This is a genomic window from Sorangium sp. So ce281 (genome assembly GCF_051527395.1).
Lineage (GTDB): Bacteria > Myxococcota_A > Polyangia > Polyangiales > Polyangiaceae > Sorangium > Sorangium cellulosum_B.
This window is the reverse complement of sequence record NZ_CP150322.1, coordinates 128,894-146,168: the sequence shown is the minus strand read 5'-3', so window position 1 is coordinate 146,168 and position 17,275 is coordinate 128,894. Positions and strand designations below refer to the sequence as shown.

Genomic DNA, 17,275 nt, shown 5'->3' with positions numbered 1-17,275 from the left:
GACGCAGCGCCCGGGCCGCGAGCGCCGCAGAGCCCGCCGGCCGGGCGCGCCGGCGCGCCCCCGCTCGGTCCCGGTCGCCACCGCCGCTCCGAGGCCGCAGAGCTGATGTCTGCAGGCCTCAATCGGCCCGCCGCAGCGCCGGCTGGAGCCGCGAGATCCCCGACGAACCACCCGCCCCACGCGACGGCGAGGCGTGCACACGCCTTGCATAGGCCGCGCTGCGAAGGCCGGCTCGCAGGAGAGCCGCCCTGTCGAGGCCGATCCGAATTCGGACGGCCGCCCATCGAAAAGTCCACCTGTAACGTCCTGCGACGCCTATAAGACGGCCCGGGATTTCGAGGATGCTCGCCGATCCTCCTCGTCGAGCACGCCGCGTTTCCCCCAACTTGCCTGCGCGCCGGAGCAGTCGACGGCCGCTCGCCCAAAGCACCGAAGGTGATCCTGCGCATGAGAGCCCCCTTGCCCCCTCGATGGATCTGCGGCGCCGCCGCCCTAGCCGCGGCGGCGTGGGCCGCGCCAGCGTCCGCTCAGGAAGCGGGACCGGCGCGCGGCCTAGCCCTAAACCGCTTCAGCCCCGCGCCCGCCGGCGACCGGATGTTCGGTGTGCCGTCGCCGTACGCAGCCTCGCCGAACCAGGACGGCAGCGCGACGCTGCACGTGATGCTGCTCGGCGACTACGCGCACAACCCGCTCGTGCTCACGCGGGAGGGCAGCGACGAGAACCTCGGCGCGATCGTCGGCCACCAGCTGTTCCTGCACCTGAACTCCTCGCTCACGCTCTGGGACCGGCTGCACGTCAACGTCGACCTGCCCCTCGCCGTGCTGCAGCAGGGTGACAGCCCCGCGGCCGAGGGCCTCTCGTTCAGGTCGCCGAGCGACGTGCAGCTCGGCGATCTCCGGGTCGGGCTGCGCCTGCGCCTCCTCGGCGATTACTTCGACCCGTTCCAGCTCGCCGTCGGCGGCTTCGTGTGGTTGCCGACCGGCGACCGCGACGGCTCGTTCGTGGGCGAGGACTCGGTCCGCGGCCTGCCGCAGATCCTCGCCGGCGGCCGGATCCCGGGCTTCGTCTGGTCGGCCGCGGCCGGCGTCGATCTGCGCCCGGCGCAGACGTTCGCGCAGGTGCGGCAGGGCCTGATGTTCAACGGCGGCGCGGGCGTCGGCCTGCTGCTGGGCTCGGAGGAGCAGCTCCAGATCGGCCCCGAGGCGACCGTCTCGACGGTGCTGGAGGACCCGGAGGCCCGGAACACGAACGTCGAGGCGCTGCTCGGCCTGCGCTACCGCTTCGCGCCGACGCTCCGCGACTTCGAGCTCGGCGTCGCCGCCGGCCCCGGCTTCACCTCGGGCATCGGCACCCCGGATTTCCGCGCCGTCGCGATGCTCGCGTACTCGCCCGAGGTCCGGCGCGCGGACCCGGACCGCGACAAGGACGGCATCGTCAACGAGAAGGACGCCTGCCCGGACGTGCCCGGCGTCGGCGACCCGGATCCGAAGAAGAACGGCTGCCCGCCGTCCGATCGCGACGAGGACGGCATCCTCGATCGCGTCGACGCGTGCCCGGACACGCCCGGCATCGCGAACGACGACCCGAAGAAGCACGGCTGCCCGCCGCCAGGGGACCGCGACAAGGACGGCATCACCGACGACGTCGACGCGTGCCCGGACGAGGCCGGCCCGGCGAACGAGGATCCGAAGAAGCACGGCTGCCCGCCGCCGCCCGACAGGGACGGCGACGGCGTGATCGACGCGGAGGACGCCTGCCCCGACATCCCCGGTATCCGCACCTCGGATCCGGCGACGAACGGCTGCCCCGGTGACCGCGACGGCGACACGGTGCGAGACGACAAGGACGCCTGCCCCGACGAGAAGGGCAAGCCCGATCCGGATCCGGCGAAGAACGGCTGCCCCGTCGCGGTGCGCGTCACCGAGCAGGAGATCGTCATCCTCCAGCAGGTGCAGTTCGACACCGGCAAGGCGACCATCAAGAAGGCGAGCGACGAGCTCCTCGACGAGGTCGCAGGTGTGCTGAAGGAGCACCCGGAGATCACCAAGATCGAGGTGCAGGGGCACACCGATCCGCGCGGCGGACGCGCGTACAATATCAAGCTCAGCCAGGCGAGGGCCGAGTCGGTCACGAAGGCGCTGGTCCAGCGCGGCATCGAGGCCGAGCGGCTCGCGTCGAAGGGCTACGGGCCCGACGTCCCGATCGCGGAGAACGACACCGACGAGGGACGCCAGAAGAACCGCCGCGTGCAGTTCAAGATCCTCGAGAAGAAGCCGAAGCAGCAGGAGGCGCCGTGAAGAGACGTTGGATCCTAGGTAGTCTTGTCGGGCTCGCCTGCGTGGGCGGGCAGGGCAGCGTCGCGCACGCCGCGCCCACGCTGCGCGTGCAGGTCGACCAGCGGGGAGACTTCCTCCTGGTCGGCAACACGCTCGGCTACGAGTGCGCCCCCGCGGACATCGACCGGCCCGCGCTGGGCACCGCCGCCTGTGCAGGCAGCACCTTCGACGAGGACAGCGCGCCCGATATCTACTGGCGCGCCGACTCGCCCGCGGAGGGCCAGGCGGAGGCGCGCACCACCGTCACCGCCGAGCAGGCGCGCAGCTCCGCGGTGCTTGCCGTGCCGGACGGCGCGACGGTGACGCACGCCTTCCTCTACTGGGCCGCGCACAAGCAGAACACTCAGCCCGCGGACACGGCGGTCACCCTGGACCGGCCCGGCGCGGGCGGCTTCATCGAGAACCTGACCGCCCTGCGCTCGGTCGTCACCACCAGCTCGGCCCAGACCTACTACCAGTCGGTCTCGGACATCACCGCGATCGTGCAGGAGCGAGGCTCCGGCGCGTACCGGGTGAGCGGGGTGAACAGCGCGAGCTTCGTGAACAGCGACTTCAACAACCACTTCGCCGGGTGGTGGCTTGTCGTGTTCTATCAGCTCGCCTCGGAGCCGCCGCGCAATCTGGCGCTCTTCGACGGGCTGGACTCGGTTCCTAGCGGAGGGAGGCAGGAGGCGACCCTCTCGGGGTTCCTGGTGCCGACTGCGGGCTACGACGCGAAGATCGGCATGGTCACGTTCGAGGGAGATGCGTCCATCCCGGGGGACCAGTTCTTCTTCAACGGAGGGAACGCCCTCGGCGACGATCTGAACCCGGACACCAACTTCTTCAACGGGACGCGCTCGTACCTGGGCGCGCCGGTGTCGACCGTGGGAGACCTGCCGCAGCTCGCGGGGACTCCCGGCACCATGGCCGGCATGGACATCGACGTCCTCGACATCACCTCCAAGGTGACCCCGGGGCAGGAGTCGGCGCCGATCGTGGCGTCGAGCACCAACGACCTGTACTTCCTCGCCGGGTTCGTCACGTCGATCTCGACGTTCAAGCCGGACTTCACGACCTCCACGAAGTCGGCCGTCGATGTGAACGGCGGATCGCTGCTCCCGGGCGACGTGATCCAGTACACGATCGAGGTCCGCAACACCGGCAACGACGCGTCGATCGACACGGTGCTCGCCGATGAGCTGCCCGCGGGCGTGACCTACGTGCCGGGCTCGCTCTCGATCACGGCGGGCGCCGGCGCGGGCCCGCAGACGGACGCGGCCGGCGACGACCAGGGCGAGTACGACGCGGGGACGGTCCGCGTGCGGCTCGGCACGGGCGCGAACGCGACGGAGGGGGGCTCGATCGCCGCCGGCGGGGCGACGACGGTCACCTTCCGGGTGACGGTCGACGCCGGCGCCTCGGGGCTCATCTCCAACCAGGCGGTCATCACCGCCGCCGGGCAGCAGGGCGCGCAGTCCGAGGAGACGCCGACCGACGGCAACGGCCCGGCCGGCGGCACCCCGCCGACCGACGTCGAGATCGAGGCGTGCGAGACGAACGCGCAGTGCGCCGCGCCGACGCCGTACTGCAACACGGAGGCGACCCCGAACGAGTGCGTCGAGTGCCTCACCGACGCGCACTGCGGGCCGCTGTCGCCGACCTGCGACGCCGACGCCAACACCTGCGTGTGCGTGCCCTCGGGGGCCGAGGTCTGCGGCGACGCGTTCGACAACGACTGCGACGGGGTCATCAACAACGGCTGCGACTCGGACAACGACGGGATCGACGATCCCGACGAGCTCGAGGCCGGCACCGACCCGAACGACGCGGACAGCGACGACGACGGGGTGCCCGACGGGCAGGAGCCGCGCTGGAACGAGGACGCCGACGAGGACGGCCTCATCAACGCGCTCGACCCCGACAGCGACAACGACGGGCTCTACGACGGCACCGAGCTCGGCCTGCCCTGCGATCGTCCGGGCACCAACGTGGCCGCGGGCCACTGCCGCCCCGACGCCGACGAAGGGGCGACCAAGACCGACCCGCTCGACCCCGACACCGATGACGGCGGCGTGCCCGACGGCCTGGAGGACTTCAACCTCGACGGAGCCATCGACGAGGGCGAGACCGATCCGAACAACGGCGCCGACGACGTGCCGCCGGTGGACTCCGACGGCGACGGGCTGAGCGACGCGCTCGAGGAGACGATCGGGACCGATCCGAACGACGCCGACAGCGACGACGACGGCGTGATCGACGGGCAGGAGCCGAACTTCAGCGACGATACGGACGGCGACGGGCTCATCAACGCGCTCGACCCCGACAGCGACGACGACGGGCTGTTCGACGGCACCGAGCTCGGCCTGCCCTGCGACAACGCCGCCACCGACGTCACCGCGGGCCACTGCCGCCCCGACGCCGACGAAGGGGCGACCAAGACGTCGCCGGTCAACCCCGATACCGACGGCGGCGGCGTGAGCGACGGCAACGAGGACACCAACCTGGACGGCGCCATCGATGGCGACGAGATCGATCCGAACGATCCCGCCGACGACGTGCCGCCGGTGGACTCCGACGGCGACGGGCTGAGCGACGCGCTCGAGGAGACGATCGGGACCGATCCGAACGACGCCGACAGCGACGACGACGGCGTGATCGACGGCGATGAGCCGAACTTCAGCGACGACCACGACGGCGATGGCCTCATCAACGCGCTCGACCCCGACAGCGACGACGACGGGCTGTTCGACGGCACCGAGCTCGGCCTGCCCTGCGACAACGCCGCCACCGACGCCGCCGCGGAGACCTGCATCGCGGACGCCGATCCCACGACGAAGACGAACCCGCTCGATCCGGACACGGACGACGGCGGCGTGCCCGACGGCGTGGAGGACGCGAACCACAACGGCGCCATCGACGAGGGCGAGACCGATCCCAACAACGGCGACGACGACGCGGTGGGCGAGGACCGCGACGGCGACGGGTTGCCCGACGCGGTGGAGGAGATGATCGGGACCGATCCGGACGACGCCGACAGCGACGACGACGGCGTGCCCGACGGCCAGGAGCCGAAGCCCGGCGAGGACACCGACGGCGACGGGCTCATCAACGCGCTCGACGTCGACAGCGACAACGACGGGCTGTTCGACGGCACCGAGCTCGGCCTGCCCTGCGACAACGAGGGCACCGACGCGGCGGCGGGCCACTGCCGACCCGACGCCGACGAAGGGGCGACCAAGACCGACCCGCTCGATCCGGACACGGACGACGGCGGCGTGCCCGACGGCCTGGAGGACTTCAACCTCGACGGAGCCATCGACGAGGGCGAGACCGATCCGAACAACGGCGCCGACGACGTGCCGCCGGTGGACTCCGACGGCGACGGGCTGAGCGACGCGCTCGAGGAGACGATCGGGACCGATCCGAACGACGCCGACAGCGACGACGACGGCGTGATCGACGGCGATGAGCCGAACTTCAGCGACGACCACGACGGCGATGGCCTCATCAACGCGCTCGACCCCGACAGCGACGACGACGGGCTGTTCGACGGCACCGAGCTCGGCCTGCCCTGCGACAACGCGGCGACCAACGCGGACGCGAAGACCTGCATCGCGGACGCCGATCCCACGACGAGGACGAACCCGCTCGATCCGGACACGGACGACGGCGGCGTGCCCGACGGCGTGGAGGACGCGAACCACAACGGCGCCATCGACGAGGGCGAGACCGATCCCAACAACGGCGACGACGATCAGCCGGCGTGCAGGCAGGACAGCGACTGCGGCGGCGCGACGAGCGGGATGATCTGCGAGGATCACGCCTGCGTGGAGGGCTGCCGCGGCAGCGACGGCAACAGCTGCCCGTCCGGCGAGGTGTGCAGCTCGACCGACAGCACGGCGGGCACCTGCGCGCCCGAGAGCGAGAACGACCCGACCGGCATCTTCGCCGAGGGCAACGGCTTCTGCGCCGCGCGGCCCACGCCCGCGGGGAGCACCCGCGGCGCCGCCGCGCTCCTGCCCATGCTCGCCGCCCTCGCCGGCCTCGCCCTGCGCCGGCGCCGCGCGGGCCGCTGACCGGCGGATAGAGGCCCACGGCCGCACGCCGCCCCGCCTTCCTGGCGGGGCGGCGCCCCCCAGCGGCCGCGGGCGCCTCTCGCCGCGAGCGCCCTCAGGGGCGCCGACATCCCCCCTACCCGCTCCTCAACAACCAGCGTTCGTCCTGGACCGGCCGAAGCACGGGACGCCACGTTGTAAGTTTCTTGTCCACCTGTAGCCGTCCTCCGTAGCGTGGCGCGCCAAGGAGAACGACCATGGAGATGCTGCTCGCCAGCGAGCGCCGCGCCACGCGCCGCGCTGCGATCGTGGAGTGCCAGGCCGTGCGCGAGCGGGGCTTCCGGCTGCTCGGGACCCGGGCGATCGACCTGTCGATCGACGGCATGCTCGTGCTGACGAGCGCCCGCCCGCTCACGGGTGAGCCGGTGATCGTCTCGTTCCGGATCCCGGACACGAACGTCTGGATCGACGCGACGGCGACGATCGCGCGCACGCTCCACGGCCGGCGGCTGGGCGACCCGGGGCGCGCCGTGGGCCTGCGCTTCGACCCGCTCGACAGGGCGTCGATCCGGCGCCTCCGCGCGGCGCTCGAGCATTTCCCGCCGACGTACCCCTACCGCGCACAGCGCGTCGACTACGCGGCGACGGCCGCGATGATCGCGCTCAGCTGATCTGCGCGACCGAGCGACCGAGCGGCCCTGACGCCGCTGCGGGGCAGCTCCCCGCGGTGCGAGATCAGAGCGCGCGGTGGGGCTCGACGTCGGCGACCGGGAACTCGGCCCTGAAGCTCTGCTCCCGGAGCAGCCGCCCCGGGAGCTCGAGCATCACGACGGTTGCATCGCCAGCCAGCGCCCACGGCGCCGGCGCTGGCTTCACGTCGGGAGGACGACCTCCGGCGCTCTGGCTCATCACGACCTCTCCTTGGGCTCGATGGGATCGGGTACCTCGAGCAGATCGATCGCCCCCGGGGGGCGCCGCGCGCTCGCGAGCTCCGATCGCTCGAGGTGGGCGAGGACGGCGAGGACGGCCGCTTCGTCCCACGCGTCGCCGAGGATCTGCAGGCCGATGGGCAGGCGCTCGGCGTCGACGCCGACGGGCGCCGTGCCGGCGGGGAGGCCGGTGAGGTTGCCGAGGAAGGCGAAGCGGCACATGCCGTCGAGGGCGACGGGATCCAGGAAGGCGCGGCCTTCCTCGGCCTGCGCGTAGCGGGGCGCGGTGATCGCCGTCGTCGGGAGCGCGAGGACGTCGACGCCGGCGAGGGCGCGCGCCACCTCGCGCCGCATGCCCGCGCGCAGCCGCGCGGCGTCGATCTGCTCGAGCGCGGTGACGCCCGAGAGGAGGCTGAAGGTGACGCGCAGGTCCTCGCTGATGAGGTCGCGCTGCTCCCGCCAGGCGCGCTGGTTCGCCGCGAGCGACTCGGGGCCGATGATGAGGTAGCCGATGGAGGCCGCGTGCCTGGCGAGGGGGATCTTCACGTCCACGAGGGTCGCGCCCTCGCGCTCGAGCGCGCGAAGCGCCCCCCAGCACACGCTCGCGACCGGGGTGGAGGCGTCGCGCCACTCCGCCTCGTCGACGCCGATGCGCAGGCCGCGCACGCCGGCGCCGAGGCGCGCGCCGAAGCCTCCGGGGGGCGGCGGGGGCGCCCATGCGGTGAGGTCGTCGTCGGGGTCGGGCTCGCTGGCGACGGCGTCGAGGAAACGCGCGAGATCGGCCGTGCTGCAGGCGATCGGGCCGGCGTGGGCGACCGAGCCCTTGAAGCCGTCGCCGGCGCGGCTGACGCGGCCGAAGGTCGGCTTGATGCCGAAGACACCGTTCAGCGCGGCGGGCGCCCGGATGGAGCCGCCGCCGTCGCCGCTGGCCGCGAGCGGCGCGAGCCCGAGCGCCACGCCGACGGCGGAGCCGGTGGAGGAGCCGCCCGCGGCGCGCTCCTTGTGGTGCGGGTTGTGGGGCATGCGCTGGTGGACGCTGTTGCCGATCGGCGACATGCCCCACTCGGTGAGCACGGTCTTGCAGAGGAACACGGCGCCCGCCTGCCGGAGCCGGGCGACCACGGCGGCGTCGCGCGGCGCGGGCGGCTGGGGGCCGCAGGGCGAGCCGAGCGTGGTCGGGAGGCCCTCGACGTCGAACTCGTCCTTGACGAGCAGGGGCACGCCGTCGAGCAGGCCGCGCGGCCGCCCCGCGGCGTGGCGCGCGGTCGACGCGTCGGCGTCCCTGAGCGTCGCCTCGCGCGAGGTGGCGACGGCGATGTTCATGCACGGGCGCTCGGCGGCGAGCGCCTCGAGCGCCGAGAGCGCGCGCTCGGCGACGCGGAGCGGGGTGGTGGCGCCCTTGCGGTAGGCCGCGGCGTAGGCCACCGAGGGCCTGGGCCAGTCGCGGACGGGGGGCGCGCCGAGCCCGGCGTCCTCCCAGCGCCGCGGCGGCGCGGCCTGGAGGGGGCGCGCCTCGGCGGGGACGTCGTCACGGAAGGCGTCCGGAAGCGAGGCGAGGCGATCGATGCCCAGGCTGCGCTTCATCACTTCCCGGAGCGCGGCGGAGGATCCGGGCGCCTCCGCGGCGAGGCGCGCCGCGGTGAGCGCGCGGCCGGTGAGTCGGGGGACCTTCATGCGGCGCAGCTTACTCGACGGGGCGGGCAGCGCGGCGCTCATGGTCAGGGTGCTCCGCGAGTCCGCGAGATCACGCCGTAGCTGCGTGTCGTCGGTGGCGGGATCGGTCGTCGTTCCTCGTCGATCCACGCAGCTCGAAGTTCGCAGCACGCCACGGCTCGAGCCTTTCCGCCACCTCGTTCAGCTGCGCCAGGGAGGCCGTGAGCTGCTTGGCCCCGCAGATGGATCGGAGCTGGGGGTTGAACGTACCTTTCTCGATGGTTCCGAGAAGGGGATGGCTGAATCGAGGTTTCACGTCCGCCCCCAATCGTTGTTCTCACCGGCGCCTCCGAAGACGCCGGGAGTCATTCCGGTCACGCGATCGGTGCGGCGCTGAATCTCCGCATCCGAGCCATCTCTATCTGAAGCGATCTGCGATGGCCAGCACGTCCGACACGCTGGACACGCGGCGGGACATTCGCTGAATGCCGCACGCCTCGACGAGCCAGACGGCATCCCCGTCCACAGATACCTGCACAGCAGCATCAGAGATGTCTCCGCGTAGATTGAATCTGTTCGAAGGCGCCTCCAGGACCCCGACGAATGATGGCAGCCGATCGGCAGGTGGCTCGCTCGGCGCTCCTCGTCGGGCCAGGCGTACGCACGCCCGCCGACCGGGAGCGCGCCACCAGCGTGAACGGCGCGGATGCGCCTGTGGCGCTCGCCTCGCGCTCCACCATCTCCTCCAGGAGGTCCTCGCCATCCCAGCGGTAGCGGTGCCGCGCCATCGCCGCGTCCCGCTGCAGCACGCGCTTCTCGATCCGCCGCGCGAACCCATCGTAGACGAACTCCAGCCGTGTGCCGTCGGGCAGCGTCATGCCCGAGAGCAGGCCGAGCGCGCTCCATGCGTAGGTGGTCACCGCGGTGCCCTCCACCTTCTTCGCGAGCCGGCCGCGCGCGTCGTACGTGAGGCCGCGCCGTTCGTGGTCACGAGGCGGCCACCGCTGAGGTGGGACTGCGCGCGGCCGTCAATCCACTGCACGTCGCCTCGCGGCGAGAGCGCGTAGTCCTCGGTCCTGGCCCGCCCCTCATGCTGCTTCTGCCTCATCGACCGGGCGAAGCGGATCGTCGCGGAGCGCGGCACGGAGCAGCAGAGAGCGGCGTGCGAACGCCTCTGGGCCGGCGAGATCGAGAGCGACGAGCGGTTCGCCGACCTCCTCCAGATCCTGGGGCCGCTCTGCTCGACCACCTTCGATCCACAGAAGGCGGCCGGGGCCCGCGCGCGCACCATCTACAACGTCGACGCGTGGAACGTCGGCCTGGAGGGGTTCGTGCGGAGATTCGATTTCACGCCGCGCCTCCCCGAGATCGCGGTGCCCACGCTCGTCATCGCCGGCCGACACGACTGGATCTGCCCACCCGATCTCTCGGAGGAGATAGCGCGGCTCATCCCGGGCGCGGTCCTACGTATCTTGGAGCGCAGCAGCCGCTGGGTGCGCGCCGACGAGCCGCGGGCGCTGCTCGACGCCATCGCCGGCTTCCTGGCCCAGAGGCGGTAGCGCGCAGAGCGCACCGCCGAGCGCCGCGCCCTCTACTGGATCCCGGCCTTCTTCATCGCCGCCGGCATCCGCTGGACGATGACCGTCCCGACCTTCTTCCCCACCTCCCCGCTGATCTCCGGGAGGAGCTTCGCGGCCTTCTTTCCGACCGGCGTGCCGTAGAACTTGATGAGCTCCTTCAGCTCATCGGCGGTGAACTTCCCCGCATAGATCTCGACGTTCCACTGGACGAGCTCGTCGTACGGCAGCACCTCGGCGACCACCGCCTTCAACTTGCTGGCGTCCCTGGCCGAGATCTTCGCGCCCGCTTGCTGCATCGAAGCTCCCATGTTGGTCATCAGCTGATCGAGGAGCGCGTTGTAGACGTCCTTCGGCATCACGAGGTGCGTGAGCTCCAGGGCGAGCTTCTTCTCCGCCTCTCCGGCGTACGCGCTCCCGAGCGACACGAAGGAGAGCAGGGTCACAACGGCGAGCGAGACGATCCATGAACGAAGCGCGTGCTTTTTCATGGGCCCTTTGTATCACGACCACGCCGCGCTCCGCGCCGCGCAGGCAGGCCAGCCGCGTCCCCTCCCCGGAGCCGCCGCGACACCCGAAGAGCCGCCACGCAGGCGCCGTTCGGGCGCTCGGTCACACGACCGTCACCTCGTCCCCCACGCGCAACGTGCCGGCTTTCGTCTCCTGGATGTAGTTCTGTCCGAAGTTCACGTCGCTGGGCTTCTGCGCGTCGCGCCGGTACGTGGCCAGCGTGCGGAGCGGCTCCGGGCCGCGCTCTGCGGTGCGCTGGTCGGTCGTGGTGACGACGCAGCGGGCGCACGGGCCGCCGGCGCGGAGCACGAGATCTCCGATGCGGACGCGGCCCCACCGGTCCTCGTCGAAGGCAGCGCAGCCGCTCACGACGAGGTTGGGCCGGAAGCGATCCATCGGCAACGGCGCGGCGCCCTGGCCCTCGAGGTGAGCGTTCAGATCGGCGAGGGAGGCCTCGGAGATCACGAGCAGCGGGAACTCGTCGGCGAACGACACGACGTCTTCGGGGCCTGCGACCGAGGCCTTGAGGACGGGCCGCCGGAACGCCTCGCCGATGCGGACGAGCCGCCCCGGGTGATCCAGGACGCCGCTGAGCCACGCGGCGGCTTCGTCGCCGCAATCCTCGGCCAGGAGGCCGCTGCTGCTCCAGACCTCGACCGTGAGCAGGCGCGCGCCCTCGGCCCTGCGCGGCACGGAGATCGACGGCCGGCCGGCGAAGCCGAGCGTGAGCGCGCTCTCGGAGAGCTGCGTCTCGATGAGCGCCATGCGCGGCAGCGGGCGCTGCGTGAGGGGCTTTCCCTCGGGGTCGACGATCATGAACCGCCGATCGCCCGCGAGCCCGAGCGCGTCGACGGCGGCCGCGTCGACCGCGAGGCCCCGGCAACCTTTGACAGGATAGATGTGGATCGCGGAGAGTCGCATTGCGGAGCTTATACCACCCCTCCGAAGCGCGGCGCGCACGTTCCGAGCGCTCGCGCTCCCCGTCGTCATGCCACGGCGCCTCCCTCCGCCGGTATCCCGAGCACCTGCCGCAGGTCCATCCCCACGACGACGTCGGCGTTCTGCTGCACCCAGTCGACGAGCGCGGGGCGCAGGGCGCGCGCGATCTCTTCCTTGACGAGCCCTTCCACGACGCTCGGCCCGAGGCGCTGCGGGTCGAGCGCGACGCCGCCGCCCGCGACCAGGGCGCCGAACAGCCGCACGAGCGACTCGGCGCCCGCTGCCTGGCCTGCCGCGCCGAGCGGCTCGACCCGCTCGACGGCGATCTCGCCGCCGCGCTTCACGACGAAGCGACGGACGTCGGCCTGGTCGACTCCCCCCTTGTGGAGCACCGCCGAGGAGCAGTCGACCTCGATGCGCTGCACGCGCGGCGCGGTCTCGATCTCCTGCCGTGTGCCCTCGATATCGACGCTGGCCGCGATGGTCGCGCCGGCCGGGATGCGGAACCCGTCCGAGCCCACCCCGCCCGCGAGCTCCTGGTGCAGCGTCAGCCGCGCAGACAAGCGGGCGCCCCGCACGGCCGTGCTGCTGCCGGCCTCGAGGTTCGAGAGCACCTGACGCACCGTCACGACGAGATCGGGGTCGCTGGTGGGGTCGTACGGGGGCACGGCCATGGGCGTCGACGTGACCAGTCCGCGCATGAAGGCGCGCGCCTCGTCCTCCGCCGATCCCTTTCCGACCCGGACGAGCCCTCCCGTGTAAAAGACGTTGGGCGTCATCGCGCCTGAACGGAAGTCGTACTCGACCTGCTGGAGCCCCATGTCGCCGAGCGGCGGCGGCAGGTCGATGACGAGGTACGGCTCGAAGGTGATCCGGAGGAGCGTCGGCGCGAGCGTCAGGCGGAGCGCCGTCGCGCTCGACGTGGCGAGCTCGGCGATTCCGGTGCGCCTGAGGACGGTGCGAGCGGGGAGGTCGAACGAGATCGAGACCGACTCGAGATCGATCCACGACGGCAGGAAGCACCAGGCCATTCGAGGAGGGTACACCCACCTGGCCGCCGGAAGCGCGGCCTCTTGACCCGCCGCACGGGGCGCGCCCATCATGCCCCGCATGAAGCCAGAGGAATTCCTCGACGAGCTCGACCGCAAGGTCGGTGAGCGCCTCGCCCACATCGGCGCAGTGGCCCGCGCGGCGGAGCCGGCGAGCGGCGTCGGCATCCCGGCGCTGCTCGCGACCGCGCTCAAGAAGGAGCTCGAGGCGACCGAGGAGGCTGCGCTCTGGCTCACCACCGAGACCGACGTGGAGGTGAAGCTCGCCCTCGCCCGCCAGTGCGGCGACGAGGCGAGGCACTACCGGCTCGTCGCCGAGCGGCTCCGCGCGCTCGGCGTCGACCCCGCCGCGATCCCGGCGAAGTTCGGGCCGCCCACGCCGATGTTCGGGTACCTGAAGGGGCTCGGCTCCACGGTCGAGCGCGTCGCAGCGGGCCAGTTCACGCGGGAGGCGCTCGCGAAGGTGCACAACCAGGCGTTCATCGATTACTGCGAGTCGCAAGGCGACGCCGAGACCGCGCGCCTTTACCGCGAGGTCATCCAGCCGGACGAGGGCCATCACCACGAGATGGGCCGGCGGCTCCTCACGCGGCTCGCGGTCACCGAGGAGGCCCAGGCGCTCGCGCGCGCCGCCGCGATGCGCACGCTCGAGATCGCCGAGGAGCTCCAGGAGATCGCCCGCCTGAAGATGGGTATCTGCCGCGCGCCTGGGTGCTAGTGTTCAGGCGCGGTCCTGGCGGACCGCCAGCTGCTCGATCCAGCCGCTCCGATGCGGTTCGTCGATCTGACCGTCGATGTCCGGGCGTCGATCGCGAGCTAGCGTGTCGTGGAGTCGCGCTGTCACGCAGAGAGAGCGACCAGGGCGGGAGCAGCCGTTCGGGCGGGGCGTTCGCGCATGCCTCGCGGCGTCCCGGCTGTCCGCGAGGCGCGTTCCGGACACGGCGGTCTCTGCGTCGGTCGCTGTTCCGAGGCCTATATGCGGGATGGCCCGACATGCGAAAGCCATCGAATCCATGCACCCTCCAGATACCGAAGTTGCCGCCTTGTCGCGAGGTTTCCTCGCGGCGAGAGGCGGCCAGCTGGGTCAAGGGGGTTCTCATGATCAAGTTTCCGGGGGACAGATCGTTCCGGGAGGTGGCCCGGTTCACCCAGGATTGTGGTTCGATCTGCACGCACGCGGCTCAGTATTGCCTCGAGATGGGAGGCTCTCACGTGAGCGCCCCGCACATGCGGCTGCTCCAGGACTGCGCCGACATCTGCGAGGCGACGTCGAAGCTCCTCCTGCGCAGCTCGCCGCAGATCACGCAGATGATGAGCGTGTGCGCGAGCCTCTGCGAACAGTGCGCGGCGAGCTGCGATAAGCTCACTGGTGATACGCAGATGAAGACGTGCGCTGACGAGTGCCGCCGCTGCGCTGCCGCCTGCAGGCAGATCTGAGGGCGGCGGAGACATCGTGGTCTTTCGGACCGTGAGCCGAGCAGCGGAGTAGCTTCCCTCGCCTCTTGCGGATCGCCGCCATCCTCCCCGCCAGAGGCCTCGCGCGCGGCGGCCCGTCGGCGCCGCGGTCGCGCGTGGTCCGGCGGCGGGGTTCTGGCTCCCCATGGTACCCTCGCGCGCATGCGTTATCGAAGGACCATGGGAGCCGCCGGGTTCGCTCTCCTGTGCGCCGGGTGTGGCGGGGACGCGCCCGAGGCTGCGGTGCGCGCGGTGCGCGACCTGGGTGCGCTGGAGTTTGCCCCGTCGATTCGAGGGCGGGACGGCGGCTACAGCGCGCGGTGGGGCGACCGATCGGTGTGGGTGTTCGGCGATACGACCCTGGAGAAGCCAGGGGAAGACGGAGCGCTGTGGAGGTCGAGCACCTTCTGCGCGACCGACGATCTGGATGCGTCGGATGGGCTCTCGTCGCTCACCGAGCCGCTCGACGCGGCCGGCGCGCCGCGGGAGTTCCTGCCGTTCACCAAGGAGGAGCTCGAGTTCAACCTCACGCACTCCGACCCTCGGGCGGAGGAGACGTGCGAGGAGGATTGCGGAGCGCGCTATGCGCTGTGGCCGGGCCCCATCGTCGTCGACGAGGCGACCGGCCGTGCGCTCGTCTTCTACAGCAAGGTGACGGGGCGGCTCGGGGCGTTCGACTTCGACATGCGGGGTTCGTCGGTCGCGGTCTGGGAGAGCTTCGATGCGCCCCTCGCGCGCCCGGAGGTACGCCCGGGCGCTGCGGAGCCGACGCTCCTCTTCGGTGCGGCTGAGCCCTCGCTCACGTCGGCGGCGCTCGTCCGCGAGGGGATGCTCTACGCCTACGCCTGCGCGTGCTCGGGTCTCACGTGCCCGTGCCTCGTCGCGCGCGCCGCGCTCGCGGAGGCAACGGAGCGCGACGCGTGGCGGTTCTTCTCGGACGGGCGCTGGGTGGAGGGCCATGAGGAGGCGGAGCCGGTCATGGCGGGGGCACCGATGATGTCGGTGCATTGGAACGAGCACGTCGGCAGGTACATCGCGCTGTACAGCGAGCCGGTATCGTCGGAGATCTCGCTCCGGACGGCGCCGGCGCCGGAGGGCCCATGGTCGGACAGCGCGGTGGTTTTCACCGCCGAGGTGCCGCCTACCCCGGAGGCGTGGCCCTATGCTGGGCTCGTGCACGCGGAGCTCGCGCGGGAAGGAGGGCGGGTGGAGTACGTGACGTACTTCCGGGAGACGGGGTTCCTGGAGGGAGAGATCCGACTCGTCGAGCTGGAGCTCGAGTAGACGAGTAGGCGACCCGACCCAGGTTGAGGCCTGCCGGAGAGATCCGACTCGTCGAGCTGGAGCTCGAGTAGACGAGTAGGCGACCCGACCCAGGTTGAGGCCTGCCGGAACCCCGACCCGACCCAGGTTGAGGCCTGCGGCCTGACCCAGGTTGAGGCCTGCGGCCTGACCCAGGTTGCAACCTGCGGCCTGCCGGAGACCGCCCCACCAGGTAAAGAGGGGCAGCTGAAGACGGTCGAACCGGGTTGAGACGACCTGGCTCGGTCGACCATCCGCCATGAACCTAACCCGAATGGCCCCAGCCGGATCGCTCCATCAGCTGGGCAGGTCTACTTCACCGGCACCCAAGGTGCCATTCGCTCAGACCCAGCCGACCCCAACCTCAACGCGGTTTCGCGCCAGCCCAGCGCGGCAACTCATCCCCAGCGACACGTGAACGCTGCCGCTCGCTTCACCTACCCCTGACGGACCTTCCCCACGACGGCGCCTTGGCCCCGCTGTGGCGCTGTGACGCACCGCCGATGTGCCTACATCATGAGCACGACGTCCGCCACGCTGGCGCCATGATAGATGCGCATCCACCACGTCCCCGCCGGAAAGACGGCGCTTCGTACCCCGGCACGCCATCGTTCGAGCGCCGCACGGTACGACGCACGAAACGCTCGCACAGCGGCACCAGCGATTCGCCGTGCATCGCCCTGGTTACGGCCGACGGCAAACGTCGGATTGCGATCGCGCAGCGCCTCGAAGCTCGTCGCGCGGCTGTAAGGGGAGACCGTGCTGGCACCTTTGTTGCCTAATAATCGGAGCCCTTGCCGCTGCAACTCCGCATGGGCTTGCGTTTCCTGTCGCTCGAGCTCGGCCGCGACTTCACGGCGAAAGCCTTCTGCGTTGTCGTGCTCGATGGCGGGTGGTAGCGCGAGCAAAAGCGTTGCTTCCTCCGGCCACTGCCGATTCTCTGGATCAAGATACACGGAGGGACGCGCTGCACGGAGAACGCCACCGCCGAGCTCGCTCACATCCGACTTGGCCCCCGGCCACTGGTGCGCGTGGCGGACGAGGCCAGCGGCTACGGGGTTCGCGAGGACGTAGGCGATCTTCTCCACCATAGCCGCGCGCGTCAGCAGCCGCACCACGCTCGTGGGTTCGTGGTCCCACACCGGCCCTTCCCACGTGCGGAGGACCTTCGTTCCAAGCGCAACGATGCGGTGAAAAAACTGCAAGAAGCGCGGCAAAACGCCTTGCACATCGGTCACGACGAGGTGCAGATGCGTTGACATCGCGCAAAGAGCGTGGACTTCGATGCCAAATCGACGGGTCGAAACGGCGAGAGAGTAGACCAGGAACTGGGTGAGGGCAGCATCCGGGCGGAGAAGGAGATGCCGGCGCAGGACGCGACGGGTGATGAGGTAGGTGGCGCCGGGAGCGATCTCGCGAGGCTGGCTCATGGCCGGGGCATACGAACAAATGCCGTACCAGGGATCGCGATCAATCATTTCAATGAC

General features: G+C 71.2%; 14 protein-coding genes. 7 read left to right on the top strand and 7 right to left on the bottom strand.

What is annotated here, in order from left to right; translation table 11 throughout:
- Positions 1–594 precede the first annotated feature (594 nt).
- The 3 genes from WMF27_RS00540 (at position 595) to WMF27_RS00530 (ending at position 7,045) form a co-directional block, all read left to right on the top strand.
- Complete coding sequence (locus WMF27_RS00540) at positions 595–2,298, top strand: OmpA family protein (protein ID WP_437943701.1); 1,704 nt, start codon at positions 595–597, stop codon at positions 2,296–2,298.
- Positions 2,295–6,395 (top strand): hypothetical protein, encoded by a 4,101-nt coding sequence (locus WMF27_RS00535; protein WP_437943700.1) that lies wholly within the window; start codon positions 2,295–2,297, stop codon positions 6,393–6,395. Before WMF27_RS00540 ends, WMF27_RS00535 begins: the two co-directional genes overlap by 4 nt.
- A 236-nt stretch (positions 6,396–6,631) precedes the next feature.
- Positions 6,632–7,045 (top strand): PilZ domain-containing protein, encoded by a 414-nt coding sequence (locus WMF27_RS00530; protein WP_437762232.1) that lies wholly within the window; start codon positions 6,632–6,634, stop codon positions 7,043–7,045.
- Between the two features lie 64 nt (positions 7,046–7,109).
- Here WMF27_RS00530 and WMF27_RS00525 read toward each other — a convergent pair whose 3' ends face one another.
- The 3 genes from WMF27_RS00525 to WMF27_RS00515 form a co-directional block, all read right to left on the bottom strand.
- Positions 7,110–7,283: a hypothetical protein gene (locus tag WMF27_RS00525; protein WP_437943699.1), complete on the bottom strand. Its 174-nt coding sequence runs from the start codon at positions 7,281–7,283 to the stop codon at positions 7,110–7,112.
- The gene (locus WMF27_RS00520; RefSeq protein WP_437943698.1) at positions 7,283–8,977 is read right to left on the bottom strand and encodes an amidase; all 1,695 of its coding nucleotides are present in this window, start codon (positions 8,975–8,977) and stop codon (positions 7,283–7,285) included. The genes WMF27_RS00525 and WMF27_RS00520 overlap by 1 nt, the downstream gene beginning before the upstream one ends.
- Positions 8,978–9,501: 524 nt before the next feature.
- Positions 9,502–9,876 (bottom strand): hypothetical protein, encoded by a 375-nt coding sequence (locus WMF27_RS00515; protein WP_437762235.1) that lies wholly within the window; start codon positions 9,874–9,876, stop codon positions 9,502–9,504.
- Positions 9,877–10,287: 411 nt separating this feature from the next.
- Here WMF27_RS00515 and WMF27_RS00510 point away from each other — a divergent pair, with 411 nt between their 5' ends.
- Positions 10,288–10,515, top strand: coding sequence for an alpha/beta fold hydrolase (locus tag WMF27_RS00510; RefSeq protein WP_437762236.1), 228 nt, complete (start codon positions 10,288–10,290; stop codon positions 10,513–10,515).
- Between the two features lie 32 nt (positions 10,516–10,547).
- Here the strand turns inward: WMF27_RS00510 and WMF27_RS00505 are convergent, their stop codons facing one another.
- The 3 genes from WMF27_RS00505 to WMF27_RS00495 all read right to left on the bottom strand — a co-directional run bounded on the left by WMF27_RS00505 (position 10,548) and on the right by WMF27_RS00495 (position 13,013).
- The gene (locus WMF27_RS00505) at positions 10,548–11,024 is read right to left on the bottom strand and encodes a DUF2059 domain-containing protein (protein ID WP_437762237.1); all 477 of its coding nucleotides are present in this window, start codon (positions 11,022–11,024) and stop codon (positions 10,548–10,550) included.
- A gap of 121 nt (positions 11,025–11,145) precedes the next feature.
- Complete coding sequence (locus tag WMF27_RS00500) at positions 11,146–11,964, bottom strand: MOSC domain-containing protein (RefSeq protein ID WP_437762238.1); 819 nt, start codon at positions 11,962–11,964, stop codon at positions 11,146–11,148.
- A gap of 65 nt (positions 11,965–12,029) precedes the next feature.
- Positions 12,030–13,013, bottom strand: a complete 984-nt coding sequence (locus WMF27_RS00495; RefSeq protein ID WP_437762239.1) for a hypothetical protein — start codon at positions 13,011–13,013, stop codon at positions 12,030–12,032.
- Positions 13,014–13,092: 79 nt separating this feature from the next.
- Here WMF27_RS00495 and WMF27_RS00490 point away from each other — a divergent pair, with 79 nt between their 5' ends.
- From WMF27_RS00490 to WMF27_RS00480, 3 genes are all read left to right on the top strand, one after another.
- On the top strand, positions 13,093–13,749 hold the full coding sequence (locus WMF27_RS00490) for a ferritin-like domain-containing protein (RefSeq protein ID WP_437762240.1): 657 nt from the start codon (positions 13,093–13,095) through the stop codon (positions 13,747–13,749).
- 380 nt (positions 13,750–14,129) lie between these two features.
- Positions 14,130–14,468, top strand: a complete 339-nt coding sequence (locus WMF27_RS00485) for a four-helix bundle copper-binding protein (RefSeq protein ID WP_437297157.1) — start codon at positions 14,130–14,132, stop codon at positions 14,466–14,468.
- 180 nt (positions 14,469–14,648) lie between these two features.
- Positions 14,649–15,770 (top strand): DUF4185 domain-containing protein, encoded by a 1,122-nt coding sequence (locus WMF27_RS00480; RefSeq protein WP_437762241.1) that lies wholly within the window; start codon positions 14,649–14,651, stop codon positions 15,768–15,770.
- A gap of 527 nt (positions 15,771–16,297) precedes the next feature.
- Here WMF27_RS00480 and WMF27_RS00475 read toward each other — a convergent pair.
- Positions 16,298–17,218: a transposase gene (locus WMF27_RS00475; RefSeq protein ID WP_437769916.1), complete on the bottom strand. Its 921-nt coding sequence runs from the start codon at positions 17,216–17,218 to the stop codon at positions 16,298–16,300.
- Positions 17,219–17,275: the final 57 nt, after the last annotated feature.

What these genes read in the sequence shown, in the direction of transcription:
- WMF27_RS00540 (WP_437943701.1), top strand. Translation starts at nt 595, where the DNA reads ATGTTCGGTGTGCCGTCGCCGTACGCAGCCTCGCCGAACCAGGACGGC.
- WMF27_RS00530 (WP_437762232.1), top strand. Translation starts at nt 6,632, where the DNA reads ATGGAGATGCTGCTCGCCAGCGAGCGCCGCGCCACGCGCCGCGCTGCG.
- WMF27_RS00525 (WP_437943699.1), bottom strand. Translation starts at nt 7,283, where the DNA reads ATGAGCCAGAGCGCCGGAGGTCGTCCTCCCGACGTGAAGCCAGCGCCG.
- WMF27_RS00520 (WP_437943698.1), bottom strand. Translation starts at nt 8,977, where the DNA reads ATGAAGGTCCCCCGACTCACCGGCCGCGCGCTCACCGCGGCGCGCCTC.
- WMF27_RS00505 (WP_437762237.1), bottom strand. Translation starts at nt 11,024, where the DNA reads ATGAAAAAGCACGCGCTTCGTTCATGGATCGTCTCGCTCGCCGTTGTG.
- WMF27_RS00500 (WP_437762238.1), bottom strand. Translation starts at nt 11,964, where the DNA reads ATGCGACTCTCCGCGATCCACATCTATCCTGTCAAAGGTTGCCGGGGC.
- WMF27_RS00495 (WP_437762239.1), bottom strand. Translation starts at nt 13,013, where the DNA reads ATGGCCTGGTGCTTCCTGCCGTCGTGGATCGATCTCGAGTCGGTCTCG.
- WMF27_RS00490 (WP_437762240.1), top strand. Translation starts at nt 13,093, where the DNA reads ATGAAGCCAGAGGAATTCCTCGACGAGCTCGACCGCAAGGTCGGTGAG.
- WMF27_RS00485 (WP_437297157.1), top strand. Translation starts at nt 14,130, where the DNA reads ATGATCAAGTTTCCGGGGGACAGATCGTTCCGGGAGGTGGCCCGGTTC.
- WMF27_RS00480 (WP_437762241.1), top strand. Translation starts at nt 14,649, where the DNA reads ATGCGTTATCGAAGGACCATGGGAGCCGCCGGGTTCGCTCTCCTGTGC.
- WMF27_RS00475 (WP_437769916.1), bottom strand. Translation starts at nt 17,218, where the DNA reads ATGAGCCAGCCTCGCGAGATCGCTCCCGGCGCCACCTACCTCATCACC.